Source organism: Nitrospira sp., assembly GCA_029194665.1.
Taxonomy (GTDB): domain Bacteria; phylum Nitrospirota; class Nitrospiria; order Nitrospirales; family Nitrospiraceae; genus Nitrospira_D.
The window spans coordinates 389,685-414,832 of record JARFXO010000001.1; the positions used below are offsets into that span (position 1 = coordinate 389,685).

Genomic DNA, 25,148 nt, shown 5'->3' on the forward strand with positions numbered 1-25,148 from the left:
ATTCGTTAAGCGTCAAACGCAATGATCTGACGAATAACGATTCACGATTAACGTCTTAGTCCCACCGGCTCGGGTCGGATCAAATTCGCCGTCTCCGCTTCGTTGATGAGGTCGACATACTCCTGCCGCCAATGATTCAGCGTACTTTGAATCGGAGCGACTTCCGCGTCACCGAAGGCACAGACCGTTCGGCCTGCGATGTTTTTGCATAGATCCGACAAGGTTTCAAGATCCTCCATCCGGCCACGCTTCGCTAAGATTCTGCGCAGAGTCTGTACGAGCCAAGAACTGCCCTCTCGACAGGGGGTACATTTCCCACAGGACTCATGGTAGAAAAATTCCATCAGCCGAAGGGCGGCCCAGACCATGCTGGTGCCTTCCTCCATGACCGTCACGCCGCCGGACCCCAGCATCGATCCCGCCGCCGCAACGTGTTCAAAATCCAACTTGACGTCCAGATGGGCCGGAGTCAGAAACGGCGCAGACGCTCCACCGGGAATGAATGCTTTGATCGGCTTATCCGAACGCATGCCGCCGGCATGTTCGTAGACCAACTCGCGGACCGTCACCCCCATCGGAACTTCATAATTACCTGGTCGTTTCACATGCCCGCTGACGCAGAAGACTCTGGTGCCGGTGCTCTTCGGCGGCGAGCCGATTGCGGCAAACCATTCGGGGCCTCGGTTGATGATATGGGGGAGGTTCGCCAGCGTCTCGACGTTATTGACCACGGTCGGCTTGTTGTAGAGGCCATGCGTGGCTGGAAACGGAGGCTTGATGCGAGGGAGCCCCCGTTTGCCTTCGAGCGATTCCAAGAGGGCTGTTTCCTCGCCGCAGATATAGGCCCCCGCTCCCCGATGCACCCACACGTCTGCGTTGATGCCGGTGTCGAGAATGTTCCTCCCGATATACCCGGCGGCTCTTGCTTCGCCGATGGCCTGTTCCAAAATCCTCGCACCCAGCACCATTTCCCCGCGGATGTAGATGTAGGCGGTTTCCGCACCGATGGCGTAGCAGGCCAACACGATGCCTTCCAACACTTGATGAGGGTCTCGCTCCATCAACTGTCGATCTTTGAACGTGCCGGGCTCGCTCTCATCGGCATTGCAGCACAGATAACGGGGTCCTTGATAATCCTTCGGCAGAAATCCCCATTTCACACCGGTCGGAAACCCTGCGCCGCCTCGGCCGCGTAATCCGGACTGGCGGACCTTCGCCGTCACATCCGGCGGGCCGATTTTCCCGAGCGTGTTGCGCAAGGCTTGATAGCCACCGGTCTTCTCATAATCCGTCAGCGACCCGGTATATCCGGGTTGCATCATATTCTTCAGGAGAACGAGTTCGTGCTTGGGCATAATTTCAGCGTTTCAACTCTCATCTTTGACAGCAATTGGTTCCGGCCACATAAAAGGTCCGCTTTTCAGCCGACTGGTTCCTGTCGATCGTAGATCGGCCAAAATTCGGTCCAGCTTGTCTTCGGTCAGCTGCTCATAGTAGTCATCGTTGATCTGCATCATGGGGCCGGTCCCGCATGCGGCCAAACACTCCACTAAGCTGAGGCTGAACAGTCCGTCTACGGTCGACTCACCCGGAGTAATCCCCAGCTTCGCTTTGATCCATTCGATGACGGTATCTGAGCCGACGAGAGCGCACATGAGGGACTTGCACACCTGAATATGGAATTTGCCCATCGGCTTCAGGTTAAACATCGTGTAAAACGTGATCGTCTCATAAACTTGCGGAGGCGTCAGCCTGAGAAGATGCGCAATTTCCTGCATCACCGACTCGGATACATAGCCTTGATCGCGCTGGGCGACATAGAGCAGTGGAATCAAGGCAGAACGCTTGACCGGATAGCGACTCAAAATCTCTTCGATTTCTTTCCCGTATTTGTCCTTTAACACGGTTCCTCCGCGCATCCCTTCACCGAGGCGGCGGCCAGGATGTTCCAAACTGCGCGCATTGACCGAGCACGCGGATTACACACGCCCGCATGGCGTCGCCGAGACTCCGCGTTACCCGAGCGTGCGCGGGCAGCGAGCACTGGAACATCGTGGCCGTACGCCTCATCTATCACACTCCCCCATGACGACGTCGTATGTGCCAAAAATCGTGATGATGTCGGAAATCAGGTACCCACGCGCCATATGGTCGAATGCGCCCATGTGGATGAATGAGGGTGAGCGAATTTTCAATCGATAAGGGCGTGGAGATCCATCACTAATGATAAAAAACCCCAATTCCCCCTTGGGCGCTTCGGTCGCGCAATAGGTTTCCCCCTTCGGCGGCTTGAACCCTTGGGTGAAGATGATGAAATGATGGATCAAGCTCTCCATGTCGCGCATGACTTGCTGCTTGGGCGGCGGAATGTATTGCGGCAAATCGGCGATGATCGGCCCGGGCGGCATCTGATCAAGACATTGTGAAATGATCCGGGCGCTCTGACGCATCTCTTCAACTCGAATCCAATAGCGATCGTAGGTGTCGCCGTTTTTCCCGACCGGCACTTCCCAGTCCACCCTATTGTAAACTCCATAGGGTTCGAGCTTGCGGACGTCATAGGCCACCCCGGATCCTCGCAACGCGGGGCCGGTCATGCCGAAATTGATCGCATCTTCCCCCGAGATGACGGCGACATGTTTCGTCCGACCCAACCAAATCCGGTTGCCTGCGAGCAGCGAATCATACTCGTTGACCTTCTCCGGAAACGTTTCCAAGAATGTCTTGAGGTGGGCGATCAATTCGGGAGTGAAGTCGCTGTCCACGCCGCCGATCCGATAATAATTCAAGGTCAGCCTGGCCCCACAGAGCCGTTCGAACATATCGAGCAAGGTTTCCCGCTCGCGAAAGGTCCAGAAGAAGATCGTCATGGCCCCGATATCCAGCGCCTGAGCGCCCAACCAGAACAGATGTCCCAGAATGCGCTGCATCTCAGCGACGATGGTGCGAATATACTCGGCTCGTTCAGGCACGGTAATACCGAGAAGTTTCTCGACGGCCCGCACATAGGCATAATTGTTGGCCATCGCGCAGACATAGTCGAGCCGGTCGGTATGGGGAATGATCTGCATGTAGGCGAGACCCTCAGCCAGTTTCTCGACGCCTCGATGGAGGTATCCCAGATCGGGCGTCGCCTTGACGATCCTCTCTCCATCCAGCTCGAGAACAACCCGGACCACGCCGTGCGTGCTCGGATGTTGTGGGCCCATATTCAGCAACAGTTCTTCCCGTCGGTTCGAGGAGGACCCGGTCGGCTCGGAAAGGAACAACTTCTTCTCAGCCTCGGGAACCTCGCCTTCGAAGTGGTCGACCGGCGGTTCATCGAGGCGCGGGATAAAGTCGAACTGACTCCGCCACCCTCGGCCCTCCGCCGGGAAATCCTTCCTGAGCGGGTATCCTTCCGCATAGTCTTCCGGAAGGAGGATGCGGCGCAGGTCCGGATGCCCTGAAAACCGGATTCCCATCATGTCGTAGACTTCGCGTTCTAAGAATGTCGCGCCGCGCCAGATGCTTGTGACTGAATCCAGCGACGGGTTGTCTTCAGCGACCCGCGTCTTCAGGCGAATCCGTCTGCCGTGCGGGAGCGACAACAAGAGATAGATGACCTCAAACCGTTGCGGATCGGCCGGATAGTCGGCGGAGCAGATATCGGTGATATGGTCGAAACAAGCCTCCGGGTCGTCGTGCAAAAAACGAGCGACCTCCAAGATCCTCGGGGCAGCGACATGAATGGTCACTTCCGATCGCGCCGTGTCGATATCAATAGAAAGCACAGCCGCCGGGAACTTTCTGAGCAACGTTTCAGTGAGGGATTGCATAGTGTTCACACTGCGAGAAGCGCGCGACTTGCGGGAAAGGCGCGAATTGTCATCGCGCAAGTCACGCCACTCTCGCGTGTCTTGCTCGTCATTTCACAAACACTCGCTCGCGCTGGATCTTTTCCTGTAACTTCAACAGTCCATCCAGCAAGGCCTCCGGTCTCGGCGGGCATCCAGGCACATAGACATCGACCGGCACAATCTGGTCCACACCCTGGACGACCGCATAGCTGTTGTAATGATTCCCCGAGGTTGCGCACGAGCCCATGCACATGACATATCGAGGCTCAGGCATTTGGTCGTAAATTCGTCGAATGACCGGCGCCATCTTGCGCGAAACCGTTCCCGCGACAATCATGAGATCAGACTGTCTGGGGGATGCGCGAAAGACACCGGCGCCGAAGCGGTCCAGGTCATATCGTGAGGAGACGCTGGCGATCATCTCGATGGCACAGCAGGCCAGCCCGAAAGTCATGGGCCATAAGGCCGACTTCCTCGCCCAGTTGACGACCGCGTCCAGATTCGTCGTCACGATATTCGCGTCAAACTGTCGCTCCAACAAACTCATTCTCTTCTTGCCTTTCTCACAGCGAGAATGGTGAGCGGGTGGCGTCGGCACCAGGCCCCATTCGCCCGCAGCGAAAGGGACCCACCGGGGGATGGGTGGAGCGAGGACGAATGGGTCGGCCGACGACAGGACCCGCTCAGTCCCATTCGAGCGCTCCTTTCTTCCATGCGTACCAGAAGCCGACCACGAGGATGGCGATGAACAGAACCATCTCCACTAATCCAACCAGCCCAAGACTGTTGAATGCAACTGCCCACGGGTAGAGAAAGACCACCTCGACGTCGAAGATGACGAACAACATCGCGATGATGTAGTACCGCATCGGAAACTGCACACGGGCGTCCTGAAAGAGCGGGCTTCCGCTTTCATACGGGGCTAACTTTGCGCGGTATGGTTGGTTCGGACGAACAAACTTCCCGAGCAAGAGAATCAGCGTCCCGAGTACGATGCCCACACCGATAAAAATGAGGATCGGGATATAGTTTTGCGGTACGGGTGAATCACCCATGCAAACCTCAAAACAGGTTGCCGAACATCGGCGCCGCCGCCATCGCAAATTCCTCAGGCGGCTGATTGCGTTGTGAGCGCCGAGCCAAAGAACGGTTTGTACTGCAAGCCGTCGAGTTCAGGCTGTCGGATGCCTTTGTGTTGGATGAGAACCTTGAACGTCGTGCCCATCCCGTTTGGTCTCAGGAGATGAATCGCCGCTTTGAACGCAGGGCTGTCCTGTTCCAATTCCGCTATCATCTGTTCGACGCCGAGTCCCATGAGGAAACTCATCTGGTTCGTGAATCCGGTCGTGTGGAGTTCTTGCTCGTCACCGGTCGCCGCCAGGCTTGAAAAATCCACGTGGGCTGTCATGTCCTGCTCGCCCACGCGTAGAAACGGATCTTCGTTGATGGATTGTTGGAAATAGCAAAGGAACGTGCCTTGTTTTCGGTCGGACCGATAGAGATCCTCTGCCGTGTGGCCGTAATCGATGGTGAGCGCGAAGCCACGATCCAGATGTTGAGCGACCTGCTGCATCCAATCCGATGCGTGGAGGTTGATCTCGGCTCGATAGCCTTCCGGCCAATCGGCGCTCACCGAGCGAAGGCGATGAGCCAGTCTGTTCGACGACAGCGGCATCAGGCATTCGATGAATCTCTCGTCTCGATAGTCCACCCAGAGTTCCTGGATTCCCTTTGCCGTGGCCTGAACGCGGTGGACCGGGAACGAGTCCACGAGTTCATTGCTGAAGAACAGACCAGTCAGGCCTTGAGGGGCCATAGTCGCTAGGTCGTCCACCCATGTCAGCAAGTCCGGTCGATCCAGCCAAGGAGCCAGGCTCCTGCGTTGCAACTCACGCATGGCTGGGCTTCGGTCTATCAGGACATACCGAAGGTGCTGAAAAAACGAAGGGTAGTGATGCGCGCATGTTGCGAGGATGTGTTTCGCCAGCAAGCCTTTTCCGGGCCCCATTTCAACGATGGTAAAGGGATGGGGTTGGCCAAGTAATCGGTACATCTGTTCGGCTTGTTTGGCCAGAGCCTGTCCAAGGATAGGATGGACATCTGAACTCGTGTAAAAATCACCCCGCCGCCCGATCCGTTCTTGCGGTGACTCAGGGCTACGCATGTAATAACCGAATTGCGGGTGATAGAGAGCCGACTCCATGAACCGGGCAAACGGCATCGGACCGGAAGCGGCGATCTCAGAGACAATGGCAGCAACGAGTTCCGGATGCCCTATGCTCACGGAAAGCTCCAATTCACCTTCCAAGTCGGAAAAAGCAACACCCCTAGCTTATGGGCAGCGCCTGCCCATCACTGGGTGCTGAAGGGGGGCTAGAGTAGCCTTCTGAAGTACGTTAAGTCAAGGTGAGATCAGGAGGAATAAATCCGAGATTCCTTAAATCAGCGATTGTCCGGGGCAGGCAATTCAAGGTAACGCATCCGCTTGAGTTCTCGTTGGGCAGAACTAATTGCTTCAATGATGAGGCCGCATACCAGGCTTAAAAAACCGATCTGAACAATCCCTGCGGCCAATATCGCGGTCGGGAACCTTGGGACTAGGCCTGTTTCCAGGAAAGTTATGAGTAGCGGTACCCCAAGGACAAGCGCGACAGCAAATAAAATGATCGCGATACCACCATAGAATTGTAACGGGTGAAGTGCACGATACATCATCGATATCGTCATGAAGATTCGCATGCCGTCACGATATGTCCTAAGTTTGCTTGCTGAGCCTTTTGGGCGTTCGCCGTATGATAGCGGTACCTCGATCGTGGCAAGTTTGAGATCCAGAGCGTGAATCGACAACTCTGTTTCTGTCTCAAAGCCTGAAGAGGAGGCGGGAAACGACTTCACAAACCGTCGGGACATCGCCCGATAGCCAGACAAGATATCGGTGAACCCCTCGCCGAACAGCAATGCTACGGTTTTATTGAAGAGGCGATTTCCAAAACGGTGGCCGGGACGATAGGCGCCTTCACCAGACTCCACGCGGATGCCCACAACCATATCCACGTTATTGCTGATCAGCGTTTGGACAAGGGTACCCGCCGCTCTCATGTCGTATGTCAGATCGCCATCCGAAAGAAGATAGATGTCTGCCTCGATATCGGCAAACATCCGTCGCAGCACATTGCCTTTCCCCTGATAACGTTCTTGCCGCACTACTGCGCCCGATTCATGTGCGATGGCTGCTGTTCGGTCAGATGAATTGTTATCGTAGACGTAGATGATTGCTCCTGGCAAAGAGCGGTGAAATCCCAGTATGACTTCGCCTATGGTTGCTTCTTCGTTGAAACAGGGAAGCAAGATCGCAACAGTAGGTCTGACATCATTGGATGGAATGATGTCAGACCTCTGTGGCTCTTCATTATTTCCTGGAAACTTTGTCTCCATAAACCGCTATGATCGCCATCTGTACGCGCCGATTTGTGTCTCTATGACTCCCACCTTATTTGATCGCGACCATCCTTGGCTTGTTAGGGCGCAAGCATGATATCAATGGATAAGGTCATCGCCAACTCGGTACATGTTGGCCCCAAAGACTCGCCCGAGAGAGGAGATCTTGCCTGTCTTAGTCAAGCGGGCCACAATCTCCTGCATCTCTTGATCATCCGCCACGATAAACTGGGGTCGCGAATCAGTAGCAACCGTTGCAATGATTTTATCCTGATCCAGGATGGATAGGGTGCTGAGACCGGATATAGCATGACGCTGGAAACGATATTGAAATGCTAGTGCAAGCCCGTCACTCTTCCATCCATCCATCCAACTGCTCCCACCGATCCAGATTACGGCATTGGGTTCGATTGTTAGGCCTGGAGTAAATTGAGGGCGAGAAAACATGCCCCAATAAGCCAATAGGGTGAGAGCAGCCGTCAGGGTTAGAGTGACGACTGCGGCGGATATTCTGGATATTGCAATGGAGGATATGGATCGGGATGTTTCTTTGCGGTTGGTCCAGAAGACTAAAACAAATATGCCGACCCATAATCCCAACATCGCCGGGGGCACGGAGTAGTACTGAGAGCGTACAGGATGCGTGATGAAGTACGCATCATTGGAAGCAAGAGTAATGATTGCGACCAGTAAAGGCAGCCGCAAGGATGTATGGCTTCTCCGTATAGTGACCGTAGCGAGAGTTATCAGAAGCACTAAAGCCAGCCATGTGAGCACGCCATGTGTCCCTGAAAACAGGTACCATTTTATCTGGGTCGTGAGAGGATCTAATGATGTTAGAGGAGGGGCAGTATCAATCCCGCCATAAGCCGTAGAGAATGGGCTTCCCGCATTAATGAAATTAGCCGCTAAAGTGGGAATGGCACCTGCAATCATAGAAATACCGAATGCGATCGGCTGTAAGAACGTAACCCAAGTTCGATTTCGGACGAACTCAAGTGCGAAGACGGCTGCATATCCAAATGCGAGTAGTGCCGATGAAAGTCGGATGTCTGTCGCGAAACCGAGTAATAAGCCTGCCAATGCCGCCGCAAGGATTTTTGTGGTGGATGATGCCCCAGAAAACATCCTGATGGTCAAGTATGCTGCTGCAATGCACAGCGGCATTGTGGGTGCGATTGAATAACTCGCCTTGGCTGGGTTGACCATGAGATAGAGGGTAAGGGAGCCAATCACTCCTAACGCACATGCCGCTAGCTGTGAGCGCGCAGTCGCGATCAACCACATGAGCATCAGGAAAATGGTGGTGGACGAAGCTATATAAAGGCCGCTTGCTTGTGAGCCTTCTGGAAATGCACTGAGAAGAAAGCCTGTCCCTGGCGGATATTGAATGGAAAATTTATTGGTGGCCTGAAGAAAGTTGTGACAAGGGACAGATGAAGCAAGCTGTCCCGTGAGACCCGCTTTGTGAATGAGAGACATAGCGTACCGCACCGATGGATTGTCTGTATTGAGACCTCCTATGACGCCTTTTGTGCGGAAGAGGTAGGCTTGTCGCAGATAGCAAATATCATCATGAACACCACGGTCTTCTACCAGCTTGGTATGAGAATGAAGTACGCTGAGGTAGAGGCATGAGGTAACAATAAGGGATGCTGTTGCGGTAAGCAGAAAGGCGCTGTCACGCAACTTCACGATCAGTCCCATTCAGCCAGGCCTGCCGTAGGGGAACGGGTACATGGGGTTCCGGTCATGGGCTAACCCGCAGATCAGTATCCGTCGAATCGCAAATCAGTCCCTGGCAACCGCGAATCATCCGTTGCTGTGAAATGAATCACTGATGAGGGTTAGCAAGCTTTTACTACGATCGTCTGTAACCTGCGGCGACTGAGAGAGGTTCCACAGGAGCCGGCACGGTTCGAGGATCTCATCCTGGAGTTGCAGCGGATGCAGCAATTCTATTTCTGCTGAAGAATAGCAGAGTAGTGGCTATCTTCAACGTTCCCTTCACGCCCCGTGGCACTTTTTGTATTTTTTTCCGCTGCCGCAAGGGCAAGGATCATTGCGCCCGACCTTGTTTTCGGACCGGTGGACGGGAGCCAGCGCAACAGCCGGCTCGTCGCCACGGTTCAAGGTGAGTTTGGGCTGCGGACGCGAGATGATCGGCTGCAATGGGTGCGCCGGTTGTTCTCCTTCGTGGCGGACCGCCTGCACATGAAACAGTCGATCGAGCGTATCGGATTTGATTCGTTCCATCATGCCGGCGAAGAGGTCGAAGCCTTCACGTTTATACTCGATCAGCGGATCCTTCTGTCCGTAGCCGCGAAGGCCGATGCCGTCTCGCAGATGGTCCATCCCAAGCAGATGATCTTTCCAGTGATGGTCGATGACCTGGAGCATGAATGTCTTCTCGAGAAAACGCATCAGGTCCGAGCTCAGCTCTTGCTCTTTTCTCGTGTAGGCGTCTGTAACGTGGGCTCGAAGATCTTCCTGTAATGCGTTGCGTCCGACGTCGCGCAGCGAGTCTCCCCCATCATGCTTCCCCTGGGTGATATCCAACCCGAACTGACTCTGCATGACCTCGGTCAAGCCTTTGACGTCCCATTCTTCCGGATATTGATCGGGGGGACAATACACATTGAGGGAAGATTCCACGGAACCGGCCATCATGTCATGAAGGTCGTTGGTAAGGTTGTCTCCGTTCAGCACGGCCCGGCGATGCCGATAGATCACTTCGCGCTGTTTGTTCATGACGTCGTCGTATTCGAGCAGTTGTTTGCGGATTTCGAAGTTATGCGCTTCGACCTTCTTCTGCGCGTTCGCGATCGCGCGAGTCACCATCCCGTGCTCGATGGGGACGCCCTCCTCCATGCCGAGCTTGAGCATCAGCTGTGACACCCGTTCCGAAGCGAAGATCCGCATGAGGTCGTCTTCCAGCGACAGGTAAAATCTCGACGTCCCTGGATCGCCTTGGCGGCCGGCCCGTCCTCGAAGCTGGTTGTCGATGCGGCGGCTCTCGTGCCGCTCCGTGCCGAGGATATGAAGCCCGCCGGATGCGAGGACTTCCTGTTTGTCCTTGTCGCAATCGGATCGAATGCCTTCATAGATTTCAAGCTTGCGGCTCTCCGGGAGGTTCTCTTCCCGATACAAAACCTGTTTGTACATGAAATCGGGGTTGCCGCCCAACAAGATGTCGGTACCTCGTCCCGCCATGTTCGTGGCAATCGTGACCGCGCCTTTGCGCCCGGCTTGCGCGACGATTTCTGCTTCGCGTTCGTGTTGCTTGGCGTTGAGGACGTTATGCTTCACGCCGTTTCGATTCAACAGCCCGGCGAGCTTTTCCGACTTTTCGATCGAAATGGTCCCGACCAATACCGGCTGTCCGCGCTCATGGCATTCTTTGATCTCCTCGACGATCGCTGCGAACTTTTCCTTCTCGGTTCGATAGACGACGTCGGCATAATCTTGCCGAATCATTTGGCGGTTGGTCGGCACGACGTTGACGTCGAGGTTATAGATCTTGGCGAATTCGGCGGCTTCTGTGTCCGCGGTACCGGTCATGCCGCTCAGTTTCTTGTACATGCGGAAGTAATTTTGAAAGGTCACCGACGCGAGCGTCTGATTCTCGTTGGCGATCTTCACGCCCTCTTTGGCCTCGACGGCTTGATGCAGCCCGTCACTCCACCGCCGACCCGGCATTAAGCGGCCGGTAAATTCATCCACGATGATGACTTCGCCGTCCTTCACGACGTAGTCCACGTCTCGTTTATAGAGCGTGTAGGCTTGCAAGGCTTTCACCACGTGATGGACCATGTCCATGTGGGCCGGATCGTACAGATTATCGACACCGAGCAGTTTTTCGACGCGCGCATTGCCGTCTTCGGTGAGCGCAGCGGTCTTGGTCTTTTCTTCGATGGTGTAGTCCGTCTCGGCTTTGAGTTGCGGAATGATCGCGTTGATTCGGTAATAAAGGTCGGTGGTCTGGTCGGTCGGGCCCGAGATGATCAACGGCGTCCGCGCTTCATCGATCAAAATGCTGTCGACTTCGTCGACGATGGCGAAGTTCAACTCCCGCTGCACGCATTGATTCAAATCGGTGACCACGAGGTTGTCACGGAGGTAGTCGAACCCATATTCGTTGTTGGTACCGTAGGTAATGTCGGCGCGATACGCCTCGGGTCTTGTACAGGGACGAAGGTGTTGTAGCCGTTTGTCCGCGGCTTCGTAGGTCGGATCGAACAAGAAGGAAGCATCATGCTGAATAATTCCAGTGGATAGGCCTAGGGCATGGTAGAGCTGCCCCATCCACTGGGCGTCACGTTTGGCGAGATAATCGTTGACGGTGACGAGATGGGCGCCCCTACCTTCTAAGGCATTCAAATAGATCGGAAGTGTTGCCACCAAGGTCTTGCCTTCGCCGGTTTTCATTTCGGCGATGCGGCCACGGTTGAGAATCATCCCGCCGATCAGTTGCACGTCGAAATGCCGCATGTTGAGCTTGCGGCGAGACATTTCTCGGCATACAGCAAACGCTTCGGGCAAGATGTCGTCCAGCGTCTGACCTGCTTCAAGGCGCTTCTTGAAATCCTGCGTCTTGTCGGCAAGTGCTTGATCCGAGAGTGGCGTGAGTCCGACCTCCAAGCCGTTGATTTGCTCCACGATCGGACGGAGGGTCTTGATTTCGCGCTCGTTCTTGCTGCCAAAGATCAGATTGAGTACTTGGGTGACCATAGAAAGGTATCCAGAAAGAGAAAGGCATTCAGAAAGGCATTCGTCGTGCTGTAAATGGGTTTGATGTCGAAATAATCTGTGTAGTATACAGAATTTCCCCATTGAATCCTACCCGAACTTCGGACGGCGTGACGGACGCTTGACAGGCGTTCTTCCGGCCGCCTAGTATTCACGCGCTGGTGCATCTGTAGCATCAGTGGGCATCCGGCAATTGTTGGACTGACGGGTCAGCTCCTCATTGAAGGATGGGTGTCGCCGCTTGAAAAAGAAGCCGCCGATGAAGCAATCGTTCTATAAGGTTCTTTCCACCGCACTTGTGCTCTGTGTCCTTGCGGTTGGCGGATTGGCGCAGGCGCAATCTGCCGAACATGCGGGACATCACGCTCAGCATCAAGCGGCCACGCATGGGACGCTGCTCTGCTCGTGGATGTGTGCTGCCGGCACGGTTCTTGACAGTGATGTCGTGCTGATTCAGATCGAGCGCAGCCCCATTGCCCTTGTTCCAATCGCTCATTCGAACGGTTCAATCTCTGAGCCGTCTCCCATTTCCTCCAGCCGTGCTCCTCCATTCTCCTTGTAATCTTCGTTGCGTTCGTTCAGAGCCGTCTAGCCGCACGTGACTACGTGATGAGCTAGGCTACACGTGGTTCGAGGTAAACGTCACAATAAGGCGTCCGGAGCATTATGGCGGTCAAACATTCTCTCTTCGCTTGTGTGCTCGGATCTGCCCTGATCCTTGGCTGGCCCACCATTCGGGATGCCGAAGCAGCTTGTGGGGCTGTGACCTGTTTCGTCGTCATCGGCTCTCAGCAACAGGTGCCGCAAGCCGGTCTCTTAACGTTCAACACCATTTACAGTTATACACCGATGCGCTTGCTCGACGGGACCAACGGTGTGATTCCGGGGATCGATCAAGGGGATCGCGTTCTAATCCTGGACCATCACCAAGAAATTCGGACAATCACGCAGATGGTCGCCTTTGACTTTAATTACGGTATCACGGAACGCCTAGGTGTGCAGGTCACCATTCCGTATCTGTGGAGGACGCACAAGCATATCGATGGACTCGGGGAAGACGGCCCCAACGGCGAGGGTGAATTGGTGCCTTTCAAAGACAACGGAATCGGCGACATGATCATTACGGCCAAGTACAACCTGCTGCCGACGCTGAGAAGCATGATCGTCCCCGCATTCGGGGTACAAGTGCCGACCGGCAACACGAGCGCCAACGATGCGAACGGGGACCTCATGGAGTCGCCGACACAATTGGGACGAGGCAATGTGGGACTCATTGGGTCGCTCTATCAGACCTACGAACTGATTCCCCATCGGCTCAACCAGTTTTTTTTCGGGAGCTATCGCCATACGTTCCGCAATAATTACGGTTATCAGTTCGGTGATGAGTACAATCTCAGCCTGGGCGCGAGCGGAATCCCGCTAGAAAAAGCGCCGTGGTTGGCGCTGATGGGCCAGTTCCATTGGAGGTATTTAGTCCACGACAATATCAGTGCATCGTTGCAGCGATCGGCCACGCCTGCTGATGCTCCCGACTTCCCAGGTGAACCGATTGTGATCGATCCCACGATCCTGAACCGCGATGTGCCGAACACCGGCTCCACCTACTTCGCGTTCTCACCGGGATTCCAGGTCAATCTGGAAGGAGTGATTGATTCACCGTTGACGAAGATGACATCGCTGTACTTCTACTCAGAGATTCCGATCATGCGGGATTCCAACAACAATCTCGCTCAGGGAACAAGTTTTATCTTCGGTGTGACTCGATCGTTGCAGTTGATGAAGAGTTAGTTCTCAAAGGAGCCACAGTGGTGATGAGGAGATAATCATGAAGAGGATGTACAGCAAGACCATGTTGGGGCTGTTGGCCCTGAGTTTAACAGGCGTGCTCACCGGCAGCTTGGTGTGGGGAATGGGTTCGCGGGTCCCGGCGGTGGGGACAACCGCAGAGGATTTTCGCTTGGTCGATCTGGAGGGCAAGTCACAGAGCTTGAGTCAATATCGCGGGAAAGTCGTGCTGGTGAATTTCTGGGCGACATGGTGCAAGCCCTGCACGACGGAAATGCCTGCCATGCAGGCAACGTACGACCAGCTCCGTGATAAGGGGTTTGTGGTGTTGGCTATCAATGAATTGGAAGACGATGCCAAAGTGCGTGAGCACATCAAGCAATATGGCCACACGTTTCCGGTGCTCATGGATCGAGACAACAAGGTCGCGAACCAGTTCGGAGTCTTCGGCTTGCCTGTGAGCGTGTTCATCGATGAGAAGGGTGTCGTTCAGGAATACATCAAGGGCGGTCTTCTGACCGAACAAGTGATCCTCGACACCGTGGCTCGTATCCAACAGTCGGAACCCATGAAGGCTGCCGCTCTGCGGTAGCCATATGTAGACGAAGAACGGGGGTTGGCGACCTGATTAGCGGAAAGGGGAAGGGCAGAAATCGACATGATCTCAACAGATGAAAACCGATTCTTTTTCCCAGCCTGGGGAATTTCGGTAACTCTCCATGGCGTGGTGGTTGGTGTCGCGTTTCTTCTGGCCGGGCAGATCAAGCCCCTCGTGCAGAAGGACTTATTCGAGTGGGATGTGGCGTTGGTGGAGGCGACGAAGACGGAATCCATATCGGAACAAGCGCCGTCAGTCGTGGCTCCTGTACAGCCACCGGCGAAAGTCGTGTCTCAGCCACGTCCTAGACGAATGACGGAAGTAACCCAGGCGGTAACGCCGTTGGAGCGGAAAATCGAGCCTCAGCCACGGGAGGAGCCGGTTGAACAACGTGTTGTCGAGAGGACTGAATCAAAGGTCGAGCCGGTCGTAGAAGAAAAGCAACCGGAGCCGATTGAGGCTTCACCGGCTCAACAGGAGTCGGTAGCTGTTGCAGCAGCTCCTACCTCATCGCATGAGGCCGTCGCCCAACAAGAGATGTCGGCAGAATCCCCGTCCCAGGAAGCTCGCGTGGATACCACGCCAATGGAGATGGCCAAGGCTCCGGCGCCCGGTCCGGAAACGAAAGTGGATCATCGGTGGTTGGCCGAGTCGCTGTGGCGGCGGGTGGCCGAGCTCAAGCGCTATCCGAATCAGGCCCGCATGAACGGTCAAGAAGGGAAAGTGGTCTTGAAAGCCATCATCCGATCGGACGGCCATTTGGCCGACGTATCCGTCCAGAAGAGTTCCGGACATAGCGCACTTGACGACGCGGCGATCGAGGCGGTGAAACTGGCCTGTCCACTCCACATGAAACATGCCATCGGGAAGCCGCAGATCGTCGTGAGTCTTCCGATCGTGTATAGCTTGGCCAATTAGTGAGTCGAATGAAGGTGAGGCACCTTCATGAACGCGACTCGTCCAAGCTTATGAGGGATATCATCCAAGATCCGGAAGGATAATAAGTGATGCGAACCTTCACTGCTACATTCATCGTGATCCTGTCATTTTTGATGTCGATGCAAGTCTGGGCCGAGACTTCCGAACCGGCCGTCATTTTTGGTCCTAAGCATATGACGGTTCACCAGGTGAAGGGTGTCGTCGGGCCATCGGTACAGATCGATGAACAGGGTGTCATTTCGGCCGCCTGGGTGGAGGAAGACAGGGAAACCCGTACCATTCTCTTTGCGAGATCTGAACAACCAGGTGGGCCGATTGGAAGGCCCGTCTCTGTGAACCAACCGACTGAGCATGTCTATTATCGCCAGGAATCCCCGGCCGTAGCAGTTCGTGGAGATGAGGTTTTTGTCTCGTGGTCGCAGACCCACCCGAACATCACACCTGATAAGCCGTTTTCCGGCGAACTGAGGCTCAGCAGGTCCATGGACGGTGGACGCTCATTTATCCCGTCCATCTTGGTGAATGATGACGACCAAGTCGTCCAGCACACCTTCGATTCGATCCAGACAGCTCCGAACGGAGCCCTGCACATGGCCTGGATCGATGGCCGCGAAGGCAAGAAAGAGCCCGGAACGTTCGTCGCGAGATCGACGGATCATGGACACACGATCTCAAAGAATCTCAAGATCGACGATGATACTTGTGTCTGTTGCAGAACAGCCGTGGCGACGTCCGCGGAGGGAACTGTCTATGTCGCGTGGCGAAAGATTTTTGACGGCAATCTTCGGGAGACCGTGGTCTCTCGATCGATGGACGGCGGCGAGACATTTTCGCCGTCAGTGATCGTCGGCGACGATCGGTGGGTCTATCCTGCCTGCCCGCATCGTCCGGCGTCGCTCGGTGTCGATCGGCAAGGGCGACTGTATGTGGTGTGGTACACGGAGGGCGCCGACGAAACGCCCGCAATCTATTTGGCCTACTCCGATGACCAAGGGCAGACGTTTTCGGCCAAGAAGCAATTGAACCGGTCCAAAGGGACCTTCCCAGACCATCCGCAGATGGCGGTCGATCCGGCGGGGAGGATTGCCGTCATCTGGGAAGAACAATCACCCGTCCGTCGAGAAGTCGTGGTCAGCTATTCGCTCGATCGCGGCCGGTCGTTCAACGTTCCGATCAAACTGAACGAAAAGAACGGCCAGACGCCGACCGTGGCGGTCAATCAGCATGGGACAGTCGTGATGGGTTGGAAGGAACATGCCATGCCGGCGCATCGGCTCGTGATCCAAACCTTGCAATTCCCGATGCAGAACGTGATGGCTGAGAGGACCGGGGGCCATGAACGGTAAGATTCTGAACGGTCTCTTGCTCGTCGGGTGCGTGATCCTGTTCGGCTCCGTTGATGTTCCGCTGCGTTCAGCCGCCGCAGTCATCGATCCCTTTGCCGCGCTCCGTGTCAGTCGAGTAGTGGGTGGTTCTCCGATCGCATCGTTCAACCTGAAGGAGCTTGACGGCAGGACCGTCCACTCGAAGGAATTGGCTGGAAAAACCATCCTTCTGAATTTTTGGGCAACCTGGTGTGGGCCGTGCAAAGAAGAAATGCCGTCGCTCGCCAGACTCCAATCACAGTTCGATTCCACACAGTTCCAGGTGGTGACCGTTACGACGGACATGCATCCACAGGGGATCAAGCAGTTTCTCGATCACCTAGGCATCCGGCTCCCCGTGCTGTTCGACGAGAATGAAGATGTGTCGCGGTCCTTTATGGTCAGAGGGCTGCCGACGACCGTGCTCATTACGCAAGAGGGGCGAGCCGTCGGTCGCGCAGTCGGGCCGAGGGCCTGGGACAGCGAGGAGTCGGTCGCGCTGATACGGCATGTTCTTGATGGGATGAAATGAAACGTTGGTTTGCACCCTTCGCCGTTGGGATGGTCCTGCTCTATGCCGCTCTTGCGGTGAGCGCGGCAGGCTGTCTCGTCATGCACACAGAAGAGTCGGGCCATGCTCACCACACTCCGTCTCATGCTGCTCACTCCACGCTCTGTGCCTGGGTTTGTCAGGTTCACCCGACGGCCAGCATCCACGCAGCCGCACCTCTCCTCGGGTTCTTCGCCGTCGTAGCACTGCAGCGGTTGGTTGATGCAGCACCACAACTTCATTTCATTTCCACGGTTTCTCGTTCTCGCGCACCTCCTCAGTGATCCCTTTCTAGATCCGTATCAGTCGTAAGCTGGTTACCGGCGTCGCTGGCCAGATCAGGCTATACGTCGGACTATGCTCTTCACCAATCTGATCGAGCGAGGAGTCGGCGATCATGTCCGAATTGGCACGTATTTCTCGATGGGGTTATGGGATTGCTGTAGGTATCTTCGTGATCTGTGCGGCCACCGGCAACGACGTTTTCGCGCAAGGAACGTCTTCTTCAGATCCATCTGCGTCGGCGCGCGAGAAAGAGCTGCGCGATCAACTTAAGGATATTCTTCAGGAACTTGAGGAATTGCAGCAGAAGAAGGAGAGCGGCAAGCCTGAAGGAGAACGTCCAACGATTATTAAGGAGGACACGGAGCCTGCCTCAGAGGAGGCTGCGACCGAAGCCGCATCTGCGAAACCGGATTTCGATCTCGCTGACATGAGCATCGTCAGCAAGCGTCAACAGAATCGGCCTGAAGGGTTGTCGCTTTCGGCAACGGTCCCTTCCGAAACGGAATCCCAGCCGACCAGAACCATGAAAGAATCCATGGAATCGCTTCCCGGTATCGTCTTGCGACAGGCCAATGGGCCTCGAGATTTCAGCATGATGATCCGAGGACAAGGCGCCAAGACCACCTTTGCGATTCGGGATATCAAGGTGTACGAAGACGGAATCTCTCAGACCCAGTCCGACGGCCTTTCACGCCTGGATATGCAAGATCCCTGGTTCATGCGCAGCGTTGAAGTCATTCGCGGGGCATCCTCTTCCTTGTACGACAACTACGCATTGGGTGGAATGGTTCACTTCCGAACGAGACGAGGGAGCGACATTCACGGGCTGGAAACATTCTTATCGGGAGGATCCTTTGGCTTCCAGAAGTACGGCCTCGCCTTCGGCCAGGCAACGGACCGGTTCGATATCGCGATGTTCGGCAGTCAGATGGCGGCAGATGGATTTATCCAACACAGCAACTACAACACGCAAACCCTTAATTTCAATATTCGGTACAAACTGGATGACCGGCAGAATTTCTACTTCAAAGCGATCACCAACTGGCTCAATACCAAAGTGCCCACCAGACTCACACAGGGACAGTTCTTTGCTGATGAACGGCAGGCCGGTGGCGCGCAGACGCCTTGTACGCCCGGCACCTACAACCCCGGTTGCGCCAATGCGATTCTGCTCGATCAAAGCCGCGTCGATACCAGAACGATTATCGGAGGGATCTACGAACGTCAGATCGATGCAAACACTGTCTTGACGGTGGAAGCAGACTACGACCTCAAAGACATCCAGCAATCATTTTCGCAGATTATCGAGAACACGAATCCCAACTACAAGAGCTATGCCGACTTGCGACACGACGGCCGACTGGGAGCCATGCCCTTGAAGAGCTATGTCGGTTTCTTTGTCAATTACATGGATCAGAAGGGCAACACCTTCCAGAATCTTGCGGATGGCTTTGGAACGAAAGGGACGTTGCTGCAGAACACCCGTGGATCTATTTTCAACATCGGCGGTCGGTTTCGTGAGGAATTGGAATTCTATCAGAACTGGACTTTCGCGGTCGGCCTCGGCTTTGAACAATCGACTATCAGCGTGGATGCCACGAACTATAATCCAACCACTGCTTTGGTAGACACGCGCGCCAGCATCAATCGGTCCTATCTAAACTGGGCGCCGGAAGGAGCGCTGATTTGGAAACCATCGGTAGACTATCGCAATTGGATCCGGGCCTCGACTGGGTATGGGATTCCGCAGTTCAACAATCTCTTGCGAGATCCTGTCACGGGACTTCCCGGGAGCAATTTCGACCTGAGACCCCAAAAGAATCTCAACCTTGAACTCGGGACGGAGATGAGGCTGCATCCGACCTTGCTCGTCCACCTCGTCGGATTTTATACGTTCTTTCGAGACGAAATCATCACACAGGTGATTTCAGGGAATAACACCGCATCGGTCAATGCACCCTCCTCCAGGTATCGCGGTGTCGAACTCTTCGCCGAATGGCGGCCTGTCTCAGGTCTGCGGGTATCCGGCGCCTACACCCACATCAATACGGAGTACATCAATTTTTCCGATCGGACAGCTTCCGGATTCATTGTGCGTGACGGCAACCAAGTGCCGAATGTGCCGACCGACACTCTAAACGGGAAGCTGGAGTACTATCATGCGCCGACCGGATGGGGTGCCTGGGTCGAAGGGAATTACTCCAATAGCTATTTCTTGAACAACAGTAATACGTTCGGATTTCCTTCCTATGTGACCGGGAACATCAATGTGCACAAGAATATCGAACTGTCGAAATCCTCCTGGTTCCGATTCGCCAAGCTGTTCGTTCAAGTCGACAACATCGCAGACACGACATATGCCGCCTCCGGACAAGTGATCACCGGCGAAACACATGCCCAAGCTGCGGGGCGACAGGCGTTCTATGCCGGCTACGGGCGAGCTATTTATGGAGGGGTGACGTTAGGACTCTTTTAGGAAGCTATGGATGCATCACGGGGTAGAGACAAGGTTTGCATGGGCTGGACGACGAATTTGACGGAGGTGTCATATGGACAAATTGCTGTTGCGTGTGGACGAGGCGGCAGAATATTTGAGTGTAAGCCGATGGACGATCTACCGATGGGTGGAAGAGGGCAAGTTGCGGGGCGCCAAGATCGGGAAGGGCAGTTTGCGCATTTTTAATGAGTCGGTTCAATGCTTGATTCAGAAGTCTGCGGTTCTCAGCGACGGCACGTTGTCTGGCTCCATCCGTGCCCGCACGCCTTGACCCACCATCGTCATCCGGCGGACCAAGGGATGCCCGTGAAAAGTTCCCGCCGATCTTTTCATCAGCTCTCAATCGCCGGATGTGCAGTCCTGCTGCATGTATAGTAGAACCGGTGTTGATCCGGTGGACTTTGCAGCCTCAGCTCCTGATACCTCACGACGTTGTCCTTACCCACCATCCGGTCCTCTTGCCCGCACAGAATCGCTGCGAGGTGCTGGTCGTGCCACTCCACGAAGACCCCCACATTTTGGCCGCCGGCACCGCAAAACTCCATATTGAAAGCAATGAGAGCGACACATTCCGTATGCCTCGAGCGTCAGGCAGTGATAGCGTCGAATAGATCAGTGACAAATGTTAATTGAGAATCGCTACTTGTTGCAACGATGAGCAATCGTCGGTAGACAAGTTGTCGGGTCTGCCGTATAGAGACGGCTATTGTGGTGAGATTCATGATGCGACCCCGGCTCTCCCGCTATACCGTGTGGCTCATCGGGTTTGTGGTGTTGATCTACAGCACACTGCTCGTGATGACTGCGGGGTGTGCCCTGACTCATGCGGACCGGTTTCGGAGTCATCAGCACCATCATAGCGACAAAGGGTCATCCGATCAGAATCTACTCTGCGCCTGGGTTTGCCAGGCAACAGTAGATGCCGCCGAAACAAGCGGGTCTCCGTCGACTGTCACTCAGCTGGCGATGAGGCCCGCCGCTCTCGCCTCCGGTCGATTTTGTCTCTTGCAACCGTCTTCAACCGTTCAGACTCGCGCGCCTCCATCGTTCTCCCTCGTCAGGATCGGATAAGCAGTAGCCGATAGGTTCACTCTACACGCCTCTGCTTATTGAGCCTCGGCGCATTCAGGCAACAACGACAAGCGGGGTGGGTTGTCCGGGCCGGCGGCCATCCGGCTTCTGGCGCCAAGTCCGCACTTGCTCCGTTATCAATTCTGTAGTGCGGCGAGGGGAACCGTTTGGACCCCGTTTATGGCGGGACTAACAGAAAGACCATGGATCTATGCTACGTAAGCTCTTGTTCTCTGTCATTGCGCTTGTGGGTGCAGTGGGAATGTGGGGCTCCACGCTTTGGCCATCCACTGCCCACGCTTCTTGCGGCGCGGTCACTTGCTTTGTCGTCATCGGCTCGCAACAGCAGGTCTCGCCTGCGGGGATACTCACCACGAACCTCATGTACAACTACACGCCTTCCTCTCCCGGACCGGAGGGGGCGAACACGATCCCCTTTGCGAACCAGCAAACCAAACAACTCATTTTAGGCAATACCCAGGTCGACAAACTGGAAACGCTCGTACAAACGGCGGCGCTGAATCTGAACTATGGCCTTACGGAACGATTTGGACTCGAAGTGATGCTGCCGTATAAGTGGGTGCAGTCCATCGGCCAGTTTGGACCGGGCACGGTCTCGAACTATGACAACAACGGACTGGGCGATGTGATGGCGAGGCTGAAATACAACATGCTCCCAACCCTACGGAGCATGTTCGTGCTGGATATGGCCGTCTATTTTCCGACGGGCACATATCAGCAGACGGGACCGAACGGTCAATATGCGGAATCCACGCTCCAGCTCGGCCGGGGCGCGTTCGGTTTCCAGCCGGGCTTCTACCAGACCTACGAAATTCTCCCCCATCGGCTGAATCAGTTTTCACAGGGGACCTGGCGCTATAGCCTCCGCAATTCTGACGGCTATCAGTTCGGACAGGAATTCTCGTTCAATGCGGGGTTCAATATTGTGACGGTTCCCTGGCTGGTTCTGACCGAACAGATCAACTTCCGGTACAAGACTCAGGACAGTATGGACGCGGCGCTGTACCAGTTCGTCGGACCACCGATCGATCGGGCGTTACCGGTTGATTTGACCGTAACCAGCCGTTCTGTCCCGACGACGAACTTCACGTTTGTCGGGTTTTCGACCGGCCTGCTGGTCAATCTGTGGGACTATGCCCAGGCCTATTTCATCGCGCAGATTCCGATCTACCGAGATTTCAACGGCAACCTGCAACAGGACACGAGCTTTGTGGCAGGGGTGACGAGGAGTTTTCAAGTCCTGGGAGGGTCGTAAGCCGCGTGCCGCGTATGAACCGTGAGACGAACGGCAGGCTGAGGACTTTGCTTGCATGGGGTTATCGCTCCCGATGCGGTGCGCTTGTTGCTGCGTTGACCTTGTGCTTGGCTCCGCTTGCCCATGCCCATGAAGAGGGGGCGATGGCATCTCATTGTCCCCATGATGCGGCGTCCGCTGCCAGTCATTGTGCCTGGCACTGTGGCGGGCTCGATATCCAGGGCGGCGTTGGACGATGCGAAGTCTTCGCCGACCTTCACGTAAACCGCGCCTGGAGCCTAGGCGGTATTTCCCTATTGGATACTGTCTTTGCCGGCGGATTCCCGCCTCGTGGCCCGCCGCAGGTTGTTCGTCAGACCGCATAAAACCATGTTCACTCAGGGAGCCGGATGCGCTCCCGTCAATATTTAGAAAACGACACTAACCAGAAAGGACCGGTCCATGGAAGCTACGAAGAGAGGAAGTTATCTACCCAGTATCACAACTGGCGCGTTAGGACTCGCGTTGATCGGCCTTGCTGCGTGCGGTTCAGGGGAATCCACTCCGACCACGGGAACACCGGCGCCCGGCGGCAGCGCCGGAGCGAGCAGCCCCTTGGCATTCGTGAATAATACGGGCGACAAGAGCCTGACCAGCGTCGCGTTGAAAGGCGACTCAGGGAATGTCGTGGTTAACACAATCCCCGCGGCGCAATTCGAGAATGTGGCCTTGGGAGATATGCAGTTTTCAATCGGAGAATGGGTCTTCGTCAATCTGACAGCTGCCAACAAAGTTGCGACGATCGATCCCTTGACGGCGGCAACTCCCGTACACGAGGTGAATCTGCCTGCCGGCACCAGACCGGTCCATATCTACCGCGATACAAACGATGGAGAAGTGATCTGGATCATGAACGATGGCGACAGCACCCCTGGCGCAACTACTCCGGGTGAAGATCTGGTCAACTGCAACAATCCAGCTCGCCCCGGCGGTGCAGTCCCGGGCGGCTCGGTCACAATTATTCACAACTCTCATCTTGGACCGGGAGGAACAGCACCCACGGTCGAGAAAACGATCTGTGTGCTGGCCGCCGGACACCGCGTGACTGCTTTCTCATCCGGAGCTGGCGTTCCCAAACGAGCCTTCGTTTCCAGCGAAACCAGCGGTGAAATCGCCGTGATCGACGACGAGGAGTCATCGGCGGATTACCTCAAGATGGTCGCGCGCATTGATCTATGCGATTCGACCAAGGAAACGACCCCTTGCAATGATGAGTCGCTCACTCCTTTGACGACTCCGTTCACACCTAATAGCTCTGGACCCCATGGAATTCGCTGGTCGAAACTCACGAAGAAAATCTACAGCATTCAAGAAGGATATGGACAGATCGCAGAAATCGATCCCACAACGTTTGCCATCACGAGGACCTTCGATCTCGCCGGCACACCGTACACGTCGTATGGAATCAGCCCTGATGGAAGGTTTCTCATGCTGCGCGGAGAGACAATTGCTCCACAGGCGATGAAACTAGGCGTCATCGATCTCAGCGCCACGAATCCGGTTGTAGCAGACTTGAACACTCCGGAACTGGATGGGGCAACGACCGGGACGTTTCTGACCGGAGGTTCGTCATTCAAATTTTCCGCCGACGGACATCGCTTCTACCTCTTAGTCGGAAATTCCACAGCGGCGACAGTGACGAAGAAAGATCGCCTCTTTGCGTATGATTCGTCGACCCTCACCGCGACGCCGTCGACGCTGACGCTTCTTCCGAACGGAGAAATCACCTTATTGCCAACAGGGCGACATAGCATGGATGTCTTGGTGCAGGGAGCCGGTGAAGCCAAGTACGTGGTGGTGTCTAATTTTGGTGCTCTTGGTTCGGTGTCCATCATCAATGCGGTGGATAATGCGATCAAAGAGAACGTAACTGTTGGGATAAGTCCTGGAGCAGTGTTGGTGTATTACCCCGGTGCTGCCGCCGCCGGCAACCAGGCGAGCAATTAGTCCGAGGTGGATCGGTCGATCTATTGAGGCTTCATCGATGGATCATCCAGCAACAACACGAAGCGTTGGTTGATTTGGGTATATATTTTGTCCGAGCAGGCTGCCTCCGGCTCGGACCAAGCGCGGGGTGGAGGCGCGCCTCCCTTGGCCTCCGCCCTGTGGCGCGTTACCAACAATAAGGCCATGCCCCCCAGAAGGGGGACCAGTAGGGACCCCAATAAGGACCAGGCCCCATGCAGGGTCGCACGAGGGGGGCTTCTTGCTCGCTGTCGGTCCACACGCGCAGATCGTTGATGCGCACGAGCGGGTAGCTGTACTCCGTCTCATCGAGCGGCAAGGTTATCGAGCCATCCATCTCTCCTGTCACGGTAGGAAATGTGCCTGGCGGAACCGTCGTCGGGTCAAGAAATTCTCTCTGCAGGGCAAGGAAACGACCGTCAGACTTGCTAAGGTCCATCGTTGGTTGGGATGAAGGCGTGAGGGGTAGTTCAGAATTTCGATCCTCGTTCCCTCCTTCAAACGTCTCGCACTCAGTACCTTCCCCCCGAAAGTTACTGGCTGCCCGTTGAATGTTCTGGGCGCCGCTGTCACCTCCGTATAGGTGATTTGCGGAGTACCGGCCGACTGTTGGTCAACCTGCCTGCCCTTTGAGGCACAGCCAAGCGCGATCAAGAGCATCGAAGTCATCAAGGCATACCAGAGTTTCAGCATGGCGCGATTATAACAAAGGGCAATGAAGCTCATCATCCGCTATAATGGCAGCGGCAGTTA

The 25,148-nt window shown here is 55.3% G+C and carries 24 protein-coding genes; 12 read left to right on the forward strand and 12 right to left on the reverse strand.

The features are described from left to right. Positions 1 to 47: 47 nt before the first annotated feature. From nuoF to P0119_01915, 10 genes are all read right to left on the reverse strand, one after another. A complete protein-coding gene (gene nuoF / locus P0119_01870; GenBank protein ID MDF0664801.1) occupies positions 48 to 1,322 on the reverse strand; it encodes an NADH-quinone oxidoreductase subunit NuoF in 1,275 nt (424 codons plus the stop codon). A 45-nt stretch (positions 1,323 to 1,367) separates the two neighbouring features. After that, complete coding sequence (locus P0119_01875) at positions 1,368 to 1,904, reverse strand: NAD(P)H-dependent oxidoreductase subunit E (GenBank protein MDF0664802.1); 537 nt, start codon at positions 1,902 to 1,904, stop codon at positions 1,368 to 1,370. Positions 1,905 to 2,066: 162 nt separating this feature from the next. Continuing rightward, a complete protein-coding gene (gene nuoD / locus P0119_01880; GenBank protein ID MDF0664803.1) occupies positions 2,067 to 3,818 on the reverse strand; it encodes an NADH dehydrogenase (quinone) subunit D in 1,752 nt (583 codons plus the stop codon). 88 nt (positions 3,819 to 3,906) lie between these two features. Further along, a complete protein-coding gene (locus tag P0119_01885; protein MDF0664804.1) occupies positions 3,907 to 4,386 on the reverse strand; it encodes an NADH-quinone oxidoreductase subunit B in 480 nt (159 codons plus the stop codon). A 136-nt stretch (positions 4,387 to 4,522) separates the two neighbouring features. Continuing rightward, entirely contained in the window at positions 4,523 to 4,894 is a 372-nt protein-coding gene (locus tag P0119_01890; protein ID MDF0664805.1) for an NADH-quinone oxidoreductase subunit A, read from the reverse strand. Between the two features lie 53 nt (positions 4,895 to 4,947). Next, entirely contained in the window at positions 4,948 to 6,123 is a 1,176-nt protein-coding gene (locus P0119_01895) for an SAM-dependent methyltransferase (protein ID MDF0664806.1), read from the reverse strand. 158 nt (positions 6,124 to 6,281) lie between these two features. Then, complete coding sequence (locus P0119_01900) at positions 6,282 to 7,274, reverse strand: glycosyltransferase family 2 protein (GenBank protein ID MDF0664807.1); 993 nt, start codon at positions 7,272 to 7,274, stop codon at positions 6,282 to 6,284. Positions 7,275 to 7,376: 102 nt separating this feature from the next. Further along, positions 7,377 to 8,984, reverse strand: coding sequence for a hypothetical protein (locus tag P0119_01905; protein MDF0664808.1), 1,608 nt, complete (start codon positions 8,982 to 8,984; stop codon positions 7,377 to 7,379). Positions 8,985 to 9,284: 300 nt separating this feature from the next. Beyond that, positions 9,285 to 12,008, reverse strand: a complete 2,724-nt coding sequence (secA, locus tag P0119_01910; protein ID MDF0664809.1) for a preprotein translocase subunit SecA — start codon at positions 12,006 to 12,008, stop codon at positions 9,285 to 9,287. Between the two features lie 235 nt (positions 12,009 to 12,243). Then, positions 12,244 to 12,522 carry a hypothetical protein gene (locus tag P0119_01915; GenBank protein ID MDF0664810.1) on the reverse strand — a complete coding sequence of 93 codons (279 nt, stop codon included), beginning with the start codon at positions 12,520 to 12,522 and terminating at the stop codon, positions 12,244 to 12,246. Between the two features lie 170 nt (positions 12,523 to 12,692). Here P0119_01915 and P0119_01920 point away from each other — a divergent pair, with 170 nt between their 5' ends. The 12 genes from P0119_01920 (at position 12,693) to P0119_01975 (ending at position 24,377) form a co-directional block, all read left to right on the forward strand. Then, positions 12,693 to 13,814, forward strand: a complete 1,122-nt coding sequence (locus P0119_01920; GenBank protein ID MDF0664811.1) for a hypothetical protein — start codon at positions 12,693 to 12,695, stop codon at positions 13,812 to 13,814. A 37-nt stretch (positions 13,815 to 13,851) separates the two neighbouring features. After that, a complete protein-coding gene (locus tag P0119_01925; protein ID MDF0664812.1) occupies positions 13,852 to 14,403 on the forward strand; it encodes a TlpA disulfide reductase family protein in 552 nt (183 codons plus the stop codon). A 66-nt stretch (positions 14,404 to 14,469) separates the two neighbouring features. Next, positions 14,470 to 15,327 (forward strand): energy transducer TonB, encoded by an 858-nt coding sequence (locus P0119_01930; GenBank protein MDF0664813.1) that lies wholly within the window; start codon positions 14,470 to 14,472, stop codon positions 15,325 to 15,327. Positions 15,328 to 15,416: 89 nt separating this feature from the next. After that, the gene (locus tag P0119_01935) at positions 15,417 to 16,694 is read left to right on the forward strand and encodes a sialidase family protein (protein MDF0664814.1); all 1,278 of its coding nucleotides are present in this window, start codon (positions 15,417 to 15,419) and stop codon (positions 16,692 to 16,694) included. After that, positions 16,684 to 17,244 carry a TlpA disulfide reductase family protein gene (locus P0119_01940; GenBank protein MDF0664815.1) on the forward strand — a complete coding sequence of 187 codons (561 nt, stop codon included), beginning with the start codon at positions 16,684 to 16,686 and terminating at the stop codon, positions 17,242 to 17,244. The genes P0119_01935 and P0119_01940 overlap by 11 nt, the downstream gene beginning before the upstream one ends. Then, entirely contained in the window at positions 17,241 to 17,546 is a 306-nt protein-coding gene (locus P0119_01945) for a hypothetical protein (protein ID MDF0664816.1), read from the forward strand. The genes P0119_01940 and P0119_01945 overlap by 4 nt, the downstream gene beginning before the upstream one ends. A gap of 113 nt (positions 17,547 to 17,659) precedes the next feature. Further along, the gene (locus tag P0119_01950) at positions 17,660 to 20,023 is read left to right on the forward strand and encodes a TonB-dependent receptor plug domain-containing protein (GenBank protein MDF0664817.1); all 2,364 of its coding nucleotides are present in this window, start codon (positions 17,660 to 17,662) and stop codon (positions 20,021 to 20,023) included. Between the two features lie 73 nt (positions 20,024 to 20,096). Then, positions 20,097 to 20,315 (forward strand): excisionase family DNA-binding protein, encoded by a 219-nt coding sequence (locus P0119_01955; protein MDF0664818.1) that lies wholly within the window; start codon positions 20,097 to 20,099, stop codon positions 20,313 to 20,315. A 449-nt stretch (positions 20,316 to 20,764) separates the two neighbouring features. Beyond that, positions 20,765 to 21,115 carry a hypothetical protein gene (locus P0119_01960; GenBank protein MDF0664819.1) on the forward strand — a complete coding sequence of 117 codons (351 nt, stop codon included), beginning with the start codon at positions 20,765 to 20,767 and terminating at the stop codon, positions 21,113 to 21,115. A gap of 211 nt (positions 21,116 to 21,326) precedes the next feature. Next, positions 21,327 to 22,391: a transporter gene (locus P0119_01965; protein MDF0664820.1), complete on the forward strand. Its 1,065-nt coding sequence runs from the start codon at positions 21,327 to 21,329 to the stop codon at positions 22,389 to 22,391. Between the two features lie 5 nt (positions 22,392 to 22,396). Next, positions 22,397 to 22,756 carry a hypothetical protein gene (locus P0119_01970; protein MDF0664821.1) on the forward strand — a complete coding sequence of 120 codons (360 nt, stop codon included), beginning with the start codon at positions 22,397 to 22,399 and terminating at the stop codon, positions 22,754 to 22,756. A 76-nt stretch (positions 22,757 to 22,832) separates the two neighbouring features. Beyond that, complete coding sequence (locus tag P0119_01975) at positions 22,833 to 24,377, forward strand: hypothetical protein (protein ID MDF0664822.1); 1,545 nt, start codon at positions 22,833 to 22,835, stop codon at positions 24,375 to 24,377. A 166-nt stretch (positions 24,378 to 24,543) separates the two neighbouring features. Here P0119_01975 and P0119_01980 read toward each other — a convergent pair whose 3' ends face one another. Both P0119_01980 and P0119_01985 read right to left on the reverse strand, forming a co-directional pair. Beyond that, a complete protein-coding gene (locus P0119_01980) occupies positions 24,544 to 24,834 on the reverse strand; it encodes a Slp family lipoprotein (protein MDF0664823.1) in 291 nt (96 codons plus the stop codon). Continuing rightward, entirely contained in the window at positions 24,741 to 25,088 is a 348-nt protein-coding gene (locus P0119_01985; protein ID MDF0664824.1) for a Slp family lipoprotein, read from the reverse strand. Before P0119_01985 ends, P0119_01980 begins: the two co-directional genes overlap by 94 nt. Positions 25,089 to 25,148 lie beyond the last annotated feature (60 nt).